Annotated in this window: 14 protein-coding genes and 1 pseudogene; 4 read left to right on the top strand and 11 right to left on the bottom strand. The window is 67.8% G+C overall.

Translation table 11 applies throughout. The features are described from left to right. Positions 1-25: 25 nt before the first annotated feature. A complete protein-coding gene (gene mnmH / locus QFZ83_RS03655) occupies positions 26-1,096 on the top strand; it encodes a tRNA 2-selenouridine(34) synthase MnmH (protein ID WP_307502748.1) in 1,071 nt (356 codons plus the stop codon). On the opposite strand, the gene fdhD is transcribed toward mnmH, so the two are convergent. The 6 genes and pseudogenes from fdhD to modB all read right to left on the bottom strand — a co-directional run bounded on the left by fdhD (position 1,030) and on the right by modB (position 6,956). Continuing rightward, positions 1,030-1,947, bottom strand: coding sequence for a formate dehydrogenase accessory sulfurtransferase FdhD (gene fdhD, locus QFZ83_RS03650; protein WP_307502746.1), 918 nt, complete (start codon positions 1,945-1,947; stop codon positions 1,030-1,032). The two genes, mnmH and fdhD, sit on opposite strands and share 67 nt — an antisense overlap. A 31-nt stretch (positions 1,948-1,978) precedes the next feature. Next, on the bottom strand, positions 1,979-2,266 hold the full coding sequence (locus QFZ83_RS03645) for a hypothetical protein (RefSeq protein WP_013543104.1): 288 nt from the start codon (positions 2,264-2,266) through the stop codon (positions 1,979-1,981). Next, positions 2,263-4,618, bottom strand: a pseudogene (locus QFZ83_RS03640) (FdhF/YdeP family oxidoreductase). The gene QFZ83_RS03645 and the pseudogene QFZ83_RS03640 overlap by 4 nt, the downstream one beginning before the upstream one ends. A gap of 83 nt (positions 4,619-4,701) precedes the next feature. Continuing rightward, positions 4,702-5,493, bottom strand: a complete 792-nt coding sequence (locus tag QFZ83_RS03635) for an ABC transporter ATP-binding protein (RefSeq protein WP_307502744.1) — start codon at positions 5,491-5,493, stop codon at positions 4,702-4,704. Further along, positions 5,490-6,239 carry a molybdate ABC transporter substrate-binding protein gene (gene modA / locus QFZ83_RS03630; protein WP_307502740.1) on the bottom strand — a complete coding sequence of 250 codons (750 nt, stop codon included), beginning with the start codon at positions 6,237-6,239 and terminating at the stop codon, positions 5,490-5,492. The genes QFZ83_RS03635 and modA overlap by 4 nt, the downstream gene beginning before the upstream one ends. A gap of 33 nt (positions 6,240-6,272) precedes the next feature. Beyond that, entirely contained in the window at positions 6,273-6,956 is a 684-nt protein-coding gene (modB, locus tag QFZ83_RS03625) for a molybdate ABC transporter permease subunit (RefSeq protein ID WP_307502737.1), read from the bottom strand. 110 nt (positions 6,957-7,066) lie between these two features. Between modB and QFZ83_RS03620 the strand changes: the two genes are divergently transcribed. Both QFZ83_RS03620 and QFZ83_RS03615 read left to right on the top strand, forming a co-directional pair. Beyond that, positions 7,067-7,306 (top strand): hypothetical protein, encoded by a 240-nt coding sequence (locus QFZ83_RS03620; RefSeq protein ID WP_307502734.1) that lies wholly within the window; start codon positions 7,067-7,069, stop codon positions 7,304-7,306. 5 nt (positions 7,307-7,311) lie between these two features. Next, positions 7,312-7,971: a nitroreductase gene (locus QFZ83_RS03615; protein WP_307502731.1), complete on the top strand. Its 660-nt coding sequence runs from the start codon at positions 7,312-7,314 to the stop codon at positions 7,969-7,971. Here the strand turns inward: QFZ83_RS03615 and tsaA are convergent. The 5 genes from tsaA to apbC all read right to left on the bottom strand — a co-directional run bounded on the left by tsaA (position 7,932) and on the right by apbC (position 12,787). Next, the gene (gene tsaA, locus QFZ83_RS03610; RefSeq protein WP_307502729.1) at positions 7,932-8,429 is read right to left on the bottom strand and encodes a tRNA (N6-threonylcarbamoyladenosine(37)-N6)-methyltransferase TrmO; all 498 of its coding nucleotides are present in this window, start codon (positions 8,427-8,429) and stop codon (positions 7,932-7,934) included. The two genes, QFZ83_RS03615 and tsaA, sit on opposite strands and share 40 nt — an antisense overlap. Then, a complete protein-coding gene (locus QFZ83_RS03605) occupies positions 8,426-8,773 on the bottom strand; it encodes a winged helix-turn-helix domain-containing protein (protein WP_013543111.1) in 348 nt (115 codons plus the stop codon). The genes tsaA and QFZ83_RS03605 overlap by 4 nt, the downstream gene beginning before the upstream one ends. A gap of 134 nt (positions 8,774-8,907) precedes the next feature. Beyond that, on the bottom strand, positions 8,908-10,605 hold the full coding sequence (locus tag QFZ83_RS03600) for an OFA family MFS transporter (RefSeq protein ID WP_307502725.1): 1,698 nt from the start codon (positions 10,603-10,605) through the stop codon (positions 8,908-8,910). A gap of 140 nt (positions 10,606-10,745) precedes the next feature. Further along, a complete protein-coding gene (locus QFZ83_RS03595) occupies positions 10,746-11,693 on the bottom strand; it encodes a LysR family transcriptional regulator (protein WP_307502722.1) in 948 nt (315 codons plus the stop codon). 2 nt (positions 11,694-11,695) lie between these two features. Beyond that, a complete protein-coding gene (gene apbC, locus QFZ83_RS03590; protein WP_307502719.1) occupies positions 11,696-12,787 on the bottom strand; it encodes an iron-sulfur cluster carrier protein ApbC in 1,092 nt (363 codons plus the stop codon). 84 nt (positions 12,788-12,871) lie between these two features. On the opposite strand from apbC, the gene QFZ83_RS03585 reads away from it, so the two are divergent. Further along, positions 12,872-14,065: a patatin-like phospholipase family protein gene (locus tag QFZ83_RS03585; protein WP_307502717.1), complete on the top strand. Its 1,194-nt coding sequence runs from the start codon at positions 12,872-12,874 to the stop codon at positions 14,063-14,065.

Raw genomic sequence — 14,065 nt, 5'->3', positions numbered from 1 at the left:
CAATCGGGGGCATGAGGTTCCTGCCATGAGTCACCGCCAGCCCGTGCGGGTCGGCGACCGCCACGCCTTCGACACGATCATCGACGCCCGCTCGCCGGCCGAGTTCGCGCTCGACCACATTCCCGGTGCCATCAATTGTCCGGTGCTCGACGACGAGGAGCGCCACATCGTGGGCACCGTCTACGTGCAGACCGGCGCCTTCGAGGCGCGGCGCATCGGCGGCGCGATGGTTGCGGCCAACATCGCGAAGCACCTGCGCGACACGCTGGCCGACCGGCCCGAGAAATGGAAGCCGCTGGTCTATTGCTGGCGCGGCGGCATGCGCAGCGGCTCGATGGTGACGTGGCTCCGGCTCGTCGGCTGGGACGCGCAGCAACTCGCGGGCGGCTACAAGAGCTTTCGCCGTCATGTCATCACGCAGATCGATTCCCTGACGCCGCAGCTCGACCTGCGCGTGATCTGCGGTGCCACGGGCAGCGCCAAGACACGCGTGTTGCATGCGCTGGCCGAGCGCGGCGAGCAGGTGCTCGACCTCGAAGATTTCGCGAGCCACAAAGGCTCGCTGCTCGGTTCGCTGCCCGGCGTGCCGCAGCCTTCGCAAAAGCACTTCGAGACGCGCATCGCCACGGTGCTCGAAGCCATCGACCTGAAGCGCCCGCTGTACGTCGAGGGCGAGAGCATCCGCATCGGCCGGCTCTCGCTGCCGTTGTCGCTCGTGGCGCAGATGCGTGCGGCGCCCTGCATCGAAGTGGCCGCAACACCCGAGGCGCGGCTCGATTACCTGCTGCGCGACTACGCCTATCTCGGCGACGACCGCGATGCGCTGGCCGACAAGCTGGGCGTGCTCAAGGAATTGCAGGGCAAGGAAACGGTGGCGCGGTGGCAGCAATGGGCGCACGAGGCGAACCTGCCGAAGCTTTTCGCGGAACTGATGGCGCTGCACTACGACCCGCATTACCAGAAGTCGCAGGAGCTGCACTTCAAGGCCTGGGAGCGCCGCCGCAGCGTGGCGACGACAGACCTGAGCGATCAGGGCATCGAGGCGGTGGCCGATGCGGTGCGCGCGTTCGAAGGCGGCGGCAGCCCGTCCGCATAGAGCACGCCGCGCGGCGCGCGGCACAGGCCCCAGAAGCGCAGGCCGCTGAGCTCGGCCATGCGCACGCCCATGGCGGTGGGCGCCGAGATGGTCGCCATCGCCGCGATACCCAGGCGCCCGCACTTGCGCACCAGTTCATGGCTGCCGCGGCTGGACATCAGCACGAAACCCCGCTCTTCGAGACGCCCCGCCCGCGCGAGCCGGCCGAGTAGCTTGTCGAGCGCGTTGTGGCGGCCCACGTCTTCCATCACGTCGGTGAGTTCGCCATCCACCGTGGCCCAACCCGCGGCGTGGATGGCGCCGGCTTCGGCGTTCAGCACCTGGCGCGCGGGCAGCGCGGCGAAGGCGCGCAGCACGGTGGCGAGGTCGATGCGTTCGATCCAGCCGCGCGGCGGAACGGGCTGCGGTGTGATGTCGAGCCCCGCGAAACTCTCGACGCCGCACACGCCGCAGCCCGTGCGGCCCGCGAGGCTGCGGCGGCGGCCCTTCAGGCGCTCGAAGCTGCGGGTGGAAATATCGAGCTGCACCTCGATGCCGGGCATGCCTTCGGGAAGGCCGGCCGAAATCGCATCGATGGTCTGAACCTCGATGCCGCGGCAGTCGGCGGCGCTGTCGAGGATGCCTTCGCTCAGCGCGAAGCCGAGCGCGAAGTCTTCGAGGTCGAGCGGCGTGGCCATCATCACCGCGTGCGAGACGCCGTTGAAGACCAGCGCGACCGGCACCTCGGCCGCCAGCGTGTCATCGCGCAATGCGCCTTCGGGCCCCATGCCGCGTTCGCCGAACACATGCACGGCGTGTCGTGAAAGCGATGGCAGGGTGTCTTCGGAATCGGCGAGGTCGGGCTGGGACATGGTGGCTCCGGATAGGCCGGCCATTGTCCGCTCAGCCCGCGGTTTCGTCAGCCGGCGGCAGCGTTTGAACCTGGGCCCGGCCGGGGGCTTCGAGGTGCGCGACCCAGCGGTCGTCGTGCTGCTCCACGCGCACCCAGCCGGGGCCGCGCACGCCGCCGATGGCGGCATCGCCCATCAGCGTGAGCCGGCGCATCAGCACGCTCGCGCCCTGGCCCAGCCGCTTGCCGAGACGTGGCAGCGAGACACCACTGCCTGCCGGCTCCTGCGCGAGCATGCGCAGGATGGCTATCGAGAGACTGTCTTCGAGCAATGCGCTCATGCCGTTGCAACCATGCCGTCCGCCGCGTCCTCCACCAGCTTCTGGATCGGCAGTTCATGCGGCACCAGCACCACGGGAATCGACTTGGACGTTGGCGTGCCCGCGTTCTCCGCCACGGCCGACAGCGGCACCAGCGGATTGGTCTCGGGGTAGTAGGCCGCGATGTTGCCGCGCGGAATGTCGTAGGCCACCAGCTTGAAGCGGTCGGCGCGGCGTTCCTGCCCATCGTTCCACACGGTCTGCAGGTCGACCCAGTCGCCGTCCTTCATGCCCAGCGCGCGGATGTCTTCGGCGTGGATGAAGACCACGCGGCGCTGGCCGAACACGCCGCGGTAGCGGTCGTCCATGCCGTAGATGGTGGTGTTGTACTGGTCATGCGAACGCGTGGTGAAAAGCGTGAAGACCTGCGTGTCGCGGATGCGCGCGCGCGCCCGGTGCGAAGGCGTGTCGCGCGGCACGGCGTGCGTGAAGAACACGGCCTTCTTCGATTCGGTGGCCCACACGCGTTCGCTCGCGGTGTTGCGAAGACGAAAACCGCCGGGCTTGGCGACGCGGATGTTGAAGTCCTTGAACTCGTCGAACACCGCTTCGATCTTGTCGCGGATGCGCGCGTAGTCTTCGATGAGCCAGAGCCACGGCGTCTTGCTGCGCGCGCCGATGGTCGCGGCCGCGAGCCGCGCCACGATGGCCGGCTCCGACAGCAGCTGCTCCGACGCGGGCGGGTTGATGCCCATCGAGATGTGCACCATGCTCATCGAGTCTTCCACCGTCACGCCCTGCGGGCCGGCGACCTGCATGTCGATCTCGGTGCGGCCCAGGCACGGCAGGATCAGCGCCTCGCGCCCGTGCACGATGTGGCTGCGGTTGAGCTTGGTGGTCACGTGCACCGTGAGGTCGCACTGCCGCAGGCCCTTCCAGGTCTGGTAGGTGTCGGGCGTGGCGGCCGCGAAGTTGCCGCCGAGCGCGAAGAACACGCGGCCCTTGCCGTCGAGCATCGCCTGGATCGCCTCGACCGTATCGAGCCCGTTCTGGCGCGGCGGCTCGAAGCCGAACACCTGCTGCAGCCGGTCGAGCAGCGCCACCGGCGGCTTCTCCCAGATACCCATGGTGCGGTCGCCCTGCACGTTGCTGTGGCCGCGCACCGGACAGGCGCCCGCACCTTCGCGGCCCATGTGTCCGCACAGCATGAGCCAGTTGACGATCATCTGGATCGTCGCCACCGAGTGCTGGTGCTGCGTGATGCCCATGCCCCAGCAGGCGATGACCTTCTTCGCACCGAGGTACACCTCGGCCGCGGCGCGCAACTGTTCCTGCGTGAGGCCCGACTCCTGCACCAGCACCTCCCACGATTCGGCGCGCAGGTCGTCGGCAAGCGATTCGAAGCCGGTGGTGTGCGTGGCGATGAAGGCGTGGTCGAGCACCGAGGCTTCGCCGCGCGCGACGAGCGCATCTTCGCGCTCGATGACGTGCTTCATCATTCCCTTGACCGCAGCGAAGTCGCCACCCACGCGCAGCTGGAAGTAGTGCGTGCTGATGGGCGTGGAGCCCAGGGTGGCCATCTCCAGCTTGTCCTGCGGATCGGCAAAGCGCTCCAGCCCGCGCTCGCGCAACGGGTTGAAGCTCACGATGCGCGCGCCCGCGCTTCGATGCCGCGCGCAGCTCGCCGAGCATGCGCGGATGGTTGGTGCCGGGGTTCTGGCCGAAGATGAAGATGGCGTCGGCCTTCTCGAAATCTTCGAGCGTGACCGTGCCCTTGCCCACGCCGATCTGCGGACGCATGCCGCTGCCGCTGGGCTCGTGGCACATGTTCGAGCAGTCGGGAAAATTGTTGGTGCCGTACTCGCGGACGAAGAGTTGGTACAGGAACGCAGCCTCGTTGCTAGCGCGGCCCGAGGTGTAGAAGATGGCCTGGTTCGGATCGGGCAGCGCGTTGAGGTGGCGCGCGATCAATGCGAAGGCGTCGTCCCATTCGATGGGCACGTACTTGTCGCTCGCTGCGTCGTAGGCCATCGGGTGCGTGAGGCGGCCCTGGTCTTCGAGCCAGAAATCGCTCTGTTCGGCCAGTTGCGCCACGGTGTGCTTGGCGAAGAGATCCGGGCCAGCACGGCGCGCGGTGGCCTCGGCAGCCACGGCCTTCACGCCGTTCTCGCAAAACTCGAAAGTGGATGCGTGGTTGCGGTCGGGCCAGGCGCAGCCGGGGCAGTCGAAACCGTCGGGCTGGTTGGCCGAGAGCAGCGTCTTGGCGCCCTTGAGGGGAATGTCCTGCCGCAGCAGCGCGTTCGTCACGCTGCGAAGTGCGCCCCAGCCGCCTGCGGGGCCCTTGTAAAACTCGATCTTCTGCTCACTGCTCATGCGGGCGAGTGTTCGCCGCAGGCATGAGGAGCGTCAAATTGAATCGGGACATGCGGCGATTCAAAAAGGAAATGAAAGCAGCCCTATGTGTCCCGGGTGTCCTGCGTGAGCAGCCCACGCAGCTTGCTGCGCAGCGGCGTCTCTTCGACCACCGGCACGCCCGCCACTTCGCGCAGCGCGATGTCCCGGCTCTCGGCGGTGTGCAGGTCGATCTCGCGCACCACCTGGCCGTCCTTGTAGACGAAGGCGACATCGGCGAGCGCGAGCACGTCCTCGATGTCGTGCGTGATCATCAGCACCGGAATGCCCCACTGGCGGCGCACCTGCGCGAGTTCGTTGCGCAGTTCGCTGCGCAGCATCGGGTTGAGGGCGGCGAAGGGCTCGTCGAGCAGCAGCACCTGGGGCTGGCAAGCCAGCGCACGCGCGAGCGCCACGCGCTGCTGCTGGCCGCCGGAGAGCTTCTGCGGCCGGCTGTCGGCCAGCGCGGCGAGACCGAAGCCTTCGAGCAGGGCCTGCACCGTCTCCGCCTCCTTCGGCTGCAAGCTGCGGCGGCGCCACGAGGTGAGGCCGAAGGACACGTTCTCGCGCACCGTGAGGTGCGGGAACAGCGCGTAGTTCTGGAACAGGTAGCCGATGCGCCGCTCAGGTGCGGGCACATCGATGCGCTGCGCCGAGTCGTAGAGCGTGCGGCCATCCAGCCGCACATGGCCCGACGAAGGATGCAGCAGCCCCGCGATGGCCTGCAGCGTGAGCGACTTGCCCGCGCCCGACGGGCCGTAGAGCGCGGCGAAGGGAACGTCGGTCTGAAAGCGCGCGGCCAGGTCGAAGCGGCGCGCCCCGTCCTGCACCGTGAGCTTCAGATCGACGTCGATCATGGCTTGCCGAATCCGTAGCGGGTCAGCACTTCCTGTGCGGCGTCGGTCGCAAGGAAGTTGAGGAAATCGCCGGCGAGCGCCTTCTGCTTGCTCTCGGCCACGACAGCGATCGGATAAGTCACGGGGCTGCTGCCCGAAGGCGAGATCACGACCTTGACCTTGTCGCCCGCCACCGCCGCATCGGTGCGATAGACAAACCCGGCCTCGACCTCGCCGCGGCTCACGTAGTCGAGCACCTGGCGCACGCTGTCGGCCTGCACGAACTTGGGTTCGAGCACGGTCCAGAGATTGGCGCTGTCCAGCACCTGCCTGGTGTAGCGGCCGACCGGCACGGTGGCGGTCTTGCCGACGGCGATCTTCTTCACGCTGGCGCCGGCGAGGTCCTGCAGCGACTTGACGCCCACGCCGTCTTTGGCGGGCTCGATCAAGACGAGGCTGTTGCTCACGAAGTTCTTGCGGGTGGCGGTGTCGATGAGCTTCTGCTCGGCGCCACGGTTCATCGTCTCTTGATCGGCGCTCGCGAACACATCCACCGGCGCGCCCTGCCCGATCTGCTGCAGCAGCACGCCCGAGGCGGCGAAGTTGAAGCGCACCGTGGCGCCGGGCTTGGCGGCCTCGAACTTGGGACCGATTTCCTTGAACGCATCGGTCAGGCTCGCGGCCGCGGACACGGTGATCTGCTGCGCGGCGGCGGCCAGCGGCAGGGCCAGCGCAAGAACAATGGACAAGAGACGGAACGAACGCATGGGCAACTCCTGGGGAATGACGGAAGAGCGAAATCAGCGAAGTGAGAAGAACCGGTTCGACAGCACGAGCACCGTGATCGACAGCACCGAGGTCACGATCACCAGCAGCAGCGCGAGGTCGTCGTGCCCGGCCTGCACCGCGTCGTAGATGGCCATCGAGAGCGTCTGGGTCTGCTTGGGAATGGAGCCCGCCACCATCAGCGAGGCACCGAATTCGCCCATGGCCCGTGCGAACGCGAGCAGCGTGCCGGCCAGGATGCCGGGCCAGGCGAGCGGCAGTGTCACGCGCAGGAACACCGAGAACGGCGACTGGCGCAGCGTGCTGGCCGCGGCTTCGAGCGAGCGGTCGACGTTCTCGAAGGCGGCGCTCGCCGACTTGAGCACCAGCGGCAGCGCGACCACGGCCGAAGCCACCACGGCGCCGTGCCAGCTGAAGATGATGGTGTAGTCGAGGTGCTCGCGCAGCCACGCGCCCAGCGGGCTGCGACGGCCGGCCGCGACAAGGATGGCGTAGCCGATCACCGTCGGCGGCAGCACCAGCGGCAGCATGAACACGGCTTCCAGCACGGTGCGGCCGAAGAAGCGCTTGCGCGCGAACACCCAGCCCAATGCGACGCCCACGACGAGCGCGAGCACCGTCGCCACCGCCGCGACCTTGAGCGACAGGACCAGGGGCGACCAGTCGGTCGAGGCGATGAGTGAGCTCGTCGTGTTCATGAAAATACGGCGCGATTGTTACACGGTGAGCCCGAAGGTTCTCACGGGGGTGCGCAAATCGCGCCGTCTTCATATACTGGCGAACATAGCGTCGCACCACCTGCAAGCCCATGCGCCTCTCTCCCCACGACACCGTCGTCCGTTCGATCTCCGGCAAGCCGGAGCTTCGGCATGTGACGCAAGTGCAGGAATGGCGCATCGAACGCGCGATGGACTCCGACGGCTTCGTGATCTCCATCATCGCGCCGGGCGGGGAGAGCCAGTCTTTCCTCGTCGGGCAGGCCGATGCACAGGACATCGGCGAGGTCCTGCGCCGCAAGGCTGTGTGGGTCGAGCGCCAGGAGCAATGACGCAAATGTGGCGACACATGACGGGTGCGGAACGCATCCTCGAAATTTTGCTGACCCGGCGCTCGGTGTCGCCGCGCCGGTTGCAGCAGCCCGGCCCCAACCCGGACGAGCTCGACGGCATCCTGCAGGCGGGTTTGCGCGCGCCCGACCACGGCGGGCTGCATCCGTGGCGCGTGATCGAGTTCCGTTCGCAGAACCGCGAGGCGCTGGCCTGGTGCTTCGAGCAGGAGAAGCTGCGTCGCGATCCGCTCGCAAGCCCCGCGGACCTGAAGCGTGCGCGCGAGCACGCCACGCGGCCGCCGCTGCTGCTGGGGTTCGTGGTGTCGCCGCGAGAGCGCAGCAAGATCCCCGGCCGAGAGCAATGGCTGTGTGCAGGCGCGGCGCTGGGCAACATCCTCGTCGCGGCGCACCAGTTGGGCTACGGCGCGATCGTGCTGAGCGGCGAGCGCTGCTTCGACGAGACGCTGGTGCGGCAGGTGGGCGTGCAGCCCGGCGAATACCTGGCGGGCTTCATCAGCGTGGGCACCATCAAGGAAGCGCCGCCGCAGGCGCGCGAGACGCTCTCGCAGGACGTGTGGTCGTGCTGGCAGGGCAATGATCTGGCGAGCCCGGACACCCTCCCCGATCAGCCCATCCTGCCGTCGGACCGGATGCCCGGCAGCTGATCGAGCTTCGTGCCGAACCACCCGACGCGCTCGGTCTCGCGCACGTCGAAGCGCGGCACGTAGGGCTTGATGTCGAGCACGGGCGTGCCGTCCATCATGTCGTTGCCGCTGAAGTGCAGCGTCGTGCCTTCCACCGACACCAGCCGCACGATCGACAGCCCCAGCCGGTTCGGCCGCGCCGGCGCGCGCGTGGCGAAGACGCCGTGCGATGCGTCGTCGAGAAAGGGCACCACCTCCAGCCGCTCGTGCGCGCACTGGTGCAGGTGGGTGATGAGGATCAGGTAGTCGAAGCCTTCGATGTCGCGAAGGCCCGGTGCGAACTCGGCGAACACCTCGAGGCGACCGGGTTCGTCGGGTGCGCCGGCCGTCTGGATCGGCATTCCGGTGGCTTCGGTGAAGCGGCTGCGCACCACGCCGACGGGGCGGGAGACCACCGGGTCCGCTGATGATGAAGTCATGGCGCCAGCAGCCGCGTCAGCGCGCGAATGTCGGCAGAGGTGGCCAACTTCGCGGCGTTCTCGATGGCCCGGTAGTGCTTGACGATTTCCTCGCCCACCGGCGTGAGCGCCGTGCCGCCGCCGCGCGAGCCGCCGGCTGCGGTGTTCACCGCGGGCGAGACCAGGGCCTTGTTCATCTCGTCGACCAGCATCCAGGCCCGGCGGTACGACATGCCGAGCAAACGGGCAGCCGCGGAAATCGACCCCGTCTCGGCCACGGCTTCGAGCACGGCGATCTTGCCGGGGCCGATGGCGATGGCGTCGTCCCTGTAGACGCGCAGACGGAACTGGACTTTGGATTTCATCTTGGCGCGAAGGGTAAACCATCCGCGGCCGCCGGCGTTATGTCGCGCCGGAAACGGCGATGCGGCCGGCGGGTGTGAACCCGGCCGGCCGCATCGTCATCCGAAACGCCGTGCGTCGGCGACTCGGTAGAAGCTCAGTGGAAGAACTTCGCCGCGCTGCCCAGCGTCTTGTAGACGCCCCAGGCCAGCGGAATGCCCACCGCGGCCCAGGCCAGCACCACGACCGCCGGGTTCACCGTGTCGGCGCGGCCCGAGCCGCTGCCCACTTCGGCCGCCGAGGCTTTTTCGTGCGCGAGCTTCTTCTCGACGGCCAGCTCGGCCTCGGTCATGAAGTGCTTGTCGGCCACCGGGCGCACCAAGAGGTTGGCGATGAAGCCGATCGCCAGCATGCCCACGAGGATGTACATGGTCTGGTTGTAGACCTGCTCGCGCGGGAGGCCGAGGCCCAGCTGGTATTCGCGCATGTAGTTCACCACCACCGGGCCGAGGATGCCGGCCGTGGCCCACGCGGTGAGCAGGCGGCCATGGATGGCGCCCACGAACTGCGTGCCGAACAGGTCGGCCAGGTAGGCCGGCACCGTGGCGAAGCCGCCGCCGTACATCGACACGATCACGCAGCAGGCGCCGACGAACAGCAGCTTGCTGCCCGCGCCCGCCGACGACGGAATGCTGGCGTAGAGGATCGCGCCGAGCACGAAGAACACCGTGTAGGTGAGCTTGCGGCCGAGCTTGTCCGACAAGCTGGCCCAGACGAAGCGCCCGCCGATGTTGAACAGCGACAGCAGCGCGGTGAAGCCGCCGGCCACCACGGCAATCGCCGCGAGCTGCGCCTTGTCGAGCCCGCCGAATTTCTGCGACACGCCGATCAGCGCGCCGCCGAACACTTCCTGCAGCATCGGCGAGGAGATGCCGATCACGCCGATGCCGGCGCTCACGTTCATGCACAGCACCAGCCACACGAGCCAGAACTGTGGAATGCCCCAGACCTTCTTCACGTGCACATGGCGCTGCGTGATCATGGCGTTGCTGGTCTGCGCCGGGGGCGGCGTCCAGCCTTCGGGCTTCCAGCCCGAGGGCGGCACGCGGTAGCCGAGCGCGCCGGCCATCATGAAGACGAAGTAGCCCAGCGCCATCACGACGAAGGTCTGCATCACGCCGACGTCGGTGGCCGTGGAGAAGCGCTTCATCAGGTCGACCGCGAGCGGCGAGCCGATCATCGCGCCGCCGCCGAAGCCCATGATGGCCATGCCGGTGGCCATGCCGCGGCGGTCGGGGAACCACTTGATGAGCGTGCTCACCGGCGAGATGTAGCCCAGGCCGAGGCCGATGCCGCCGATCACGCCCGAGCCGAGGATCATCAGCCAGAACTGGTGCAGGTGAATGCCCAGCGCCGAGAGCAGCATGCCGCCGCACCAGCACACGGCCGACACCACGCCGGCCTTGCGCGGGCCCGCGCGTTCGAGCCAGCCGCCCCACAGGGCCGCCGAGCAGCCGAGGAAGACGAAGAACAGCGTGTACATCCAGCCGAGCGTGGCCACGCGCCAGTCGCAGTTCGTCGCGAAGAGCTCGGCGAAGAAGCTCATCTCCTTCGCACAGGCCTGTGCGCCAGTGCCAGCAGTGCCCAGCGCCTTCGACAGAGGCAGCCAGAACACCGAGAAGCCATAGGCCATGCCGATGCACAGGTGAATGGCCAGGGCGGCCGGAGGAACCAGCCAGCGGTTGAAACCGCGGCCCGCAATGATGCGTTCTTTATCGAGGAAGCCGGGCTGCGCTTGCACCCCTTCTCCAGCCAGGCGTTCTCCATCGAGAACGCCCGCAGTTGAGCCTGCCATATTTCTCCTAATTGACCGGACGAGTAACTTTTGTGTTGGATCCGGGCCGCGGAGTGTGTCTGAACGTTTTACACGCCGTCAAATTCGATCGGCGCATGGGCCGATTCAATAATTAAATGCCCGGCTCCTGGGTGGGGGGCTCAATCGCTGCCGAGCGTCCCGCTGTGCAGGCGCACCTGCTCGGCCCATTCGGGCGTCTGCAGGAAGGCCAGTGCCGCATCGAGCGCGCGCGAAGCGCGCACACCGTCCTGCGTCATGAAGCCGATCGGCGTGCGCACCTCGGGCGCCACCAGCGGCAGCGCCTCCAGTTCGCGGTGCGTGCGCACGGCAGCGACCATCGCCCCCGGCAGCACGCTGCTGACGGTGCCGGCGCTCACGGCAAGGGTGAGCGTGAGCACCGAGTTGGTCTCGATGGCCGGCGACACCGGCACACCGGCCTCGCGCAGGGACTGGTCCATGATGGCCCGGTTGTGCATGTCGGTGGTGAGCAGGCACAGCGGCAGCTTGCCGGCCTCGGCCCAGGTGATGGGCTGGCCGATGCGCAATTCGTCTTCCGAAGGCGTCTCGGCGCGCCGCAGCAGGAAGTAGTGCTCGATGCTTTGCGGCCAGGCCTTGAGCTTGATGCCGGGCATGTGCATGCGTTCGGTGTAGCCAAGGGCGAGGTCGATCGAGAGGCTCTCGAGCCCGGTCTCCAGGTCCTGCGAACTCATGGAGAGCACGGCCGGCAGGATGCCCGGGTGGCGCTGGTGCAGCATGGCCGCGAAGCGCGAAAGTATGGGGATGGCGGTGGGCACCGCGGCCATTCGCAGCCGGCCATGGGGGTTGTTCACGTCGCTGCGCAGTTCCTGCACCAATACTTCGTTGTCGCGCAGCATGCGTTGCGCCGTGGCCAGCACGCGCTCGCCCTCATGCGTGAGTCCGACGTAGACGCGAGCGCGCTTGACGATGACGACGCCGAACTCGGTTTCAAGCGCGCGCAGCGCATTCGACAACGCGGGCTGGGTGATGTGGCAGGCCTGGGCGGCGCGGCCGAAATGCTTGTGCTCGCTCAGCGCGACCAGATATCGCATCGAAGCGAGCAGGTTCATCTTCAGGTGTTCTTGCTGATCGAGATGGTGGGGAATTTCGACGAGAAATCCTTCGCCTTCTCCGAGATGCCCACGGCCACCTGGCGCGCGACCGCCTTGTAGATGCCGGCCACTTCGCCCTCGGGGTCGGCCACCACGGTGGGCGAACCGCTGTCCGCCTGCAGGCGGATCTTGATGTCCAGCGGCAGCGCGCCGAGGTATTCCATCTGGTATTCGGCCGCCATCTTCTTGCCGCCGTCAGCGCCGAAGATGTGCTCGGCATGGCCGCAGTTCGAGCAGATGTGCACGGCCATGTTCTCCACGATGCCCAGGATCGGCACGCCGACCTTCTCGAACATCTTGATGCCCTTCTTGGCATCGAGGAGGGCAATGTCCTGCGGCGTGGTGACGATCACCGCACCGGTCATCGGCACGCGCTGGCTCAGCGTGAGCTGGATGTCGCCGGTGCCGGGGGGCATGTCGACGATCAGGTAGTCGAGGTCTTTCCAGTTGGTCTGGCGCAGCAGCTGCTCCAGCGCCTGCGTGGCCATCGGGCCGCGCCAGATCATGGCCTGGTCGGCATCGACCAGGAAACCGATGGACATCACCTGCACGCCGTGGCGCTCCAGGGGCTCCATGGTCTTGCCGTCGTCGCTCTCGGGCCGGCCCTCGATGCCCATCATCATGGGCTGGCTCGGGCCGTAGATGTCGGCGTCGAGCAGGCCCACCGTGGCGCCTTCGGCCGCCAGTGCGAGCGCCAGGTTGGCCGCCGTGGTGCTCTTGCCCACGCCGCCCTTGCCCGAGGCCACCGCGATGATGTTCTTGACGTTGGGCATCAGCTGCACGCCGCGCTGCACCGCGTGGCTGATGACCTTGGTGACGATGTTGACCGACACGTTCTCCACGCCCGGCACCGTCTTGGCGGCCGCCACCAGCGCCTTGCGGATGGCCGCATGCTGGCTCTTGGCGGGGTAGCCGAGTTCGAGGTCGAAGGACACGTCGCCGTCGGCAATCTGCAGGTTCTTGAGCGAGCGGGTCGCTGCGAATTCTTTGTGGGTGTTGGGGTCCGTGACGCTCTTGAGGGCGCCCATGATCGCGTCTTGGGTGATGGCCATTGATCAAACTCCTGAATGGCGGGTAGTCTAGTGCGCTCTCCAAGCCCTCACCGGCCCGCTCGCAATAGACCAGAAAACCAAAAAATGACAGAGACAAGCCCCGCCACCGGCCTCCTGCTCACCGGAGGCGGCGCACGGGCGGCCTACCAGGTCGGCGTGCTCGAAGCCATTGCCGACATGCGCCGCGCCGCCGGGCCAGCCGCCGGCACCGGCAACCCCTTTCCCGTCATCACCGGCACCTCGGCCGGCGCCATCAATGCCGCGGCGCTCGCCTGCGGTGCTGACGACTTCGACCATGTGGTGGCGCACATCGCCCAGGTGTGGAGCAGCTTTCGCGCCGAGCAGGTGTACCGCGCCGATTCGCTCTCGGTCATCGGCAGCGGGGCGCGCTGGCGCATGCTGCTGGGGTTCGGGCGCTTCGCGGCCAACTGGATGCGGGTCAAGCCCAAGTCGCTGCTGGACAACGCGCCGCTGGCCGACCTGCTGCAGCGCATGGTGCCGCTGGACCGCCTGCCGCAGCTCATGCAGGAGGGCCATGTGAAAGCGCTGGCCGTGACCGCATCGAGCTACAGCTCGGGCGAGCACGTCACCTTCTTCGAGGCCGCGGTGCCGATGGAGCCCTGGGTGCGCTCGCAGCGCCTGTCGGTGCGCGACCGCATCACGCACCACCACCTGCTCGCGTCTTCGGCGATTCCCTTTGTCTTTCCTGCGACCGCGCTGCCGATGCAGGGGCACACCGAGTATTTCGGCGACGGCTCGATGCGCCAGTCGGCGCCCATCGCGGCGGCGATCCACCTGGGCGCCGAGCGCATCCTGGTGATCGGCGCGGGCCGCATGCACGAGCCGCGCGAGACCGATGCGCCCAACACGCACAGCGGCTATCCGACGATGGCGCAGATCGCGGGCCATGCGCTCTCGAGCATCTTTCTCGATGCGCTGGCGGTGGACATCGAGCGGCTGCGTCGCATCAACCACACGCTGGGGCTGATTCCCGAAGAGGTGCGCGCATCGAGCGCGCTGCGCCCGCTCGACCTGCTGGTGATCTCGCCCTCGGAGCGTCTCGACGTGATCGCGGCGCGCCATGTGGATTCGCTGCCCGGCGCGGTGCGGCACCTCTTGGGCGGCTCGAAGGTCGCGGCCGACGTGAAGGGTGGCGCGCTGGCGAGTTATCTGCTGTTCGAGTCGGGCTACACGCGCGAGCTGATGGCGCTCGGGCGGGCCGATGCGATGAAGCAGCGCGACGAGGTGCTGCGGTTCTTTGGGTGGAACACAGTCTGA

Origin of the sequence: Variovorax sp. W1I1, assembly GCF_030815625.1 — a bacterium.
Classification (GTDB): Bacteria; Pseudomonadota; Gammaproteobacteria; order Burkholderiales; family Burkholderiaceae_C; genus Variovorax; species Variovorax paradoxus_C.
The sequence above is the reverse complement of the archived record's forward strand: the minus strand, read 5'-3'. Positions and strand labels throughout refer to the sequence as shown.

Excerpts from the sequence above, each read along its gene's own strand:
- apbC (WP_307502719.1), bottom strand. The coding sequence starts at position 12,787 with ATGGCCATCACCCAAGACGCGATCATGGGCGCCCTCAAGAGCGTCACG.
- QFZ83_RS03605 (WP_013543111.1), bottom strand. The coding sequence starts at position 8,773 with ATGAAATCCAAAGTCCAGTTCCGTCTGCGCGTCTACAGGGACGACGCC.
- fdhD (WP_307502746.1), bottom strand. The coding sequence starts at position 1,947 with ATGTCCCAGCCCGACCTCGCCGATTCCGAAGACACCCTGCCATCGCTT.
- QFZ83_RS03595 (WP_307502722.1), bottom strand. The coding sequence starts at position 11,693 with ATGAACCTGCTCGCTTCGATGCGATATCTGGTCGCGCTGAGCGAGCAC.
- tsaA (WP_307502729.1), bottom strand. The coding sequence starts at position 8,429 with ATGACTTCATCATCAGCGGACCCGGTGGTCTCCCGCCCCGTCGGCGTG.
- mnmH (WP_307502748.1), top strand. The coding sequence starts at position 26 with ATGAGTCACCGCCAGCCCGTGCGGGTCGGCGACCGCCACGCCTTCGAC.
- QFZ83_RS03645 (WP_013543104.1), bottom strand. The coding sequence starts at position 2,266 with ATGAGCGCATTGCTCGAAGACAGTCTCTCGATAGCCATCCTGCGCATG.
- modB (WP_307502737.1), bottom strand. The coding sequence starts at position 6,956 with ATGAACACGACGAGCTCACTCATCGCCTCGACCGACTGGTCGCCCCTG.
- QFZ83_RS03585 (WP_307502717.1), top strand. The coding sequence starts at position 12,872 with ATGACAGAGACAAGCCCCGCCACCGGCCTCCTGCTCACCGGAGGCGGC.
- QFZ83_RS03620 (WP_307502734.1), top strand. The coding sequence starts at position 7,067 with ATGCGCCTCTCTCCCCACGACACCGTCGTCCGTTCGATCTCCGGCAAG.
- QFZ83_RS03615 (WP_307502731.1), top strand. The coding sequence starts at position 7,312 with ATGTGGCGACACATGACGGGTGCGGAACGCATCCTCGAAATTTTGCTG.
- modA (WP_307502740.1), bottom strand. The coding sequence starts at position 6,239 with ATGCGTTCGTTCCGTCTCTTGTCCATTGTTCTTGCGCTGGCCCTGCCG.
- QFZ83_RS03600 (WP_307502725.1), bottom strand. The coding sequence starts at position 10,605 with ATGGCAGGCTCAACTGCGGGCGTTCTCGATGGAGAACGCCTGGCTGGA.
- QFZ83_RS03635 (WP_307502744.1), bottom strand. The coding sequence starts at position 5,493 with ATGATCGACGTCGATCTGAAGCTCACGGTGCAGGACGGGGCGCGCCGC.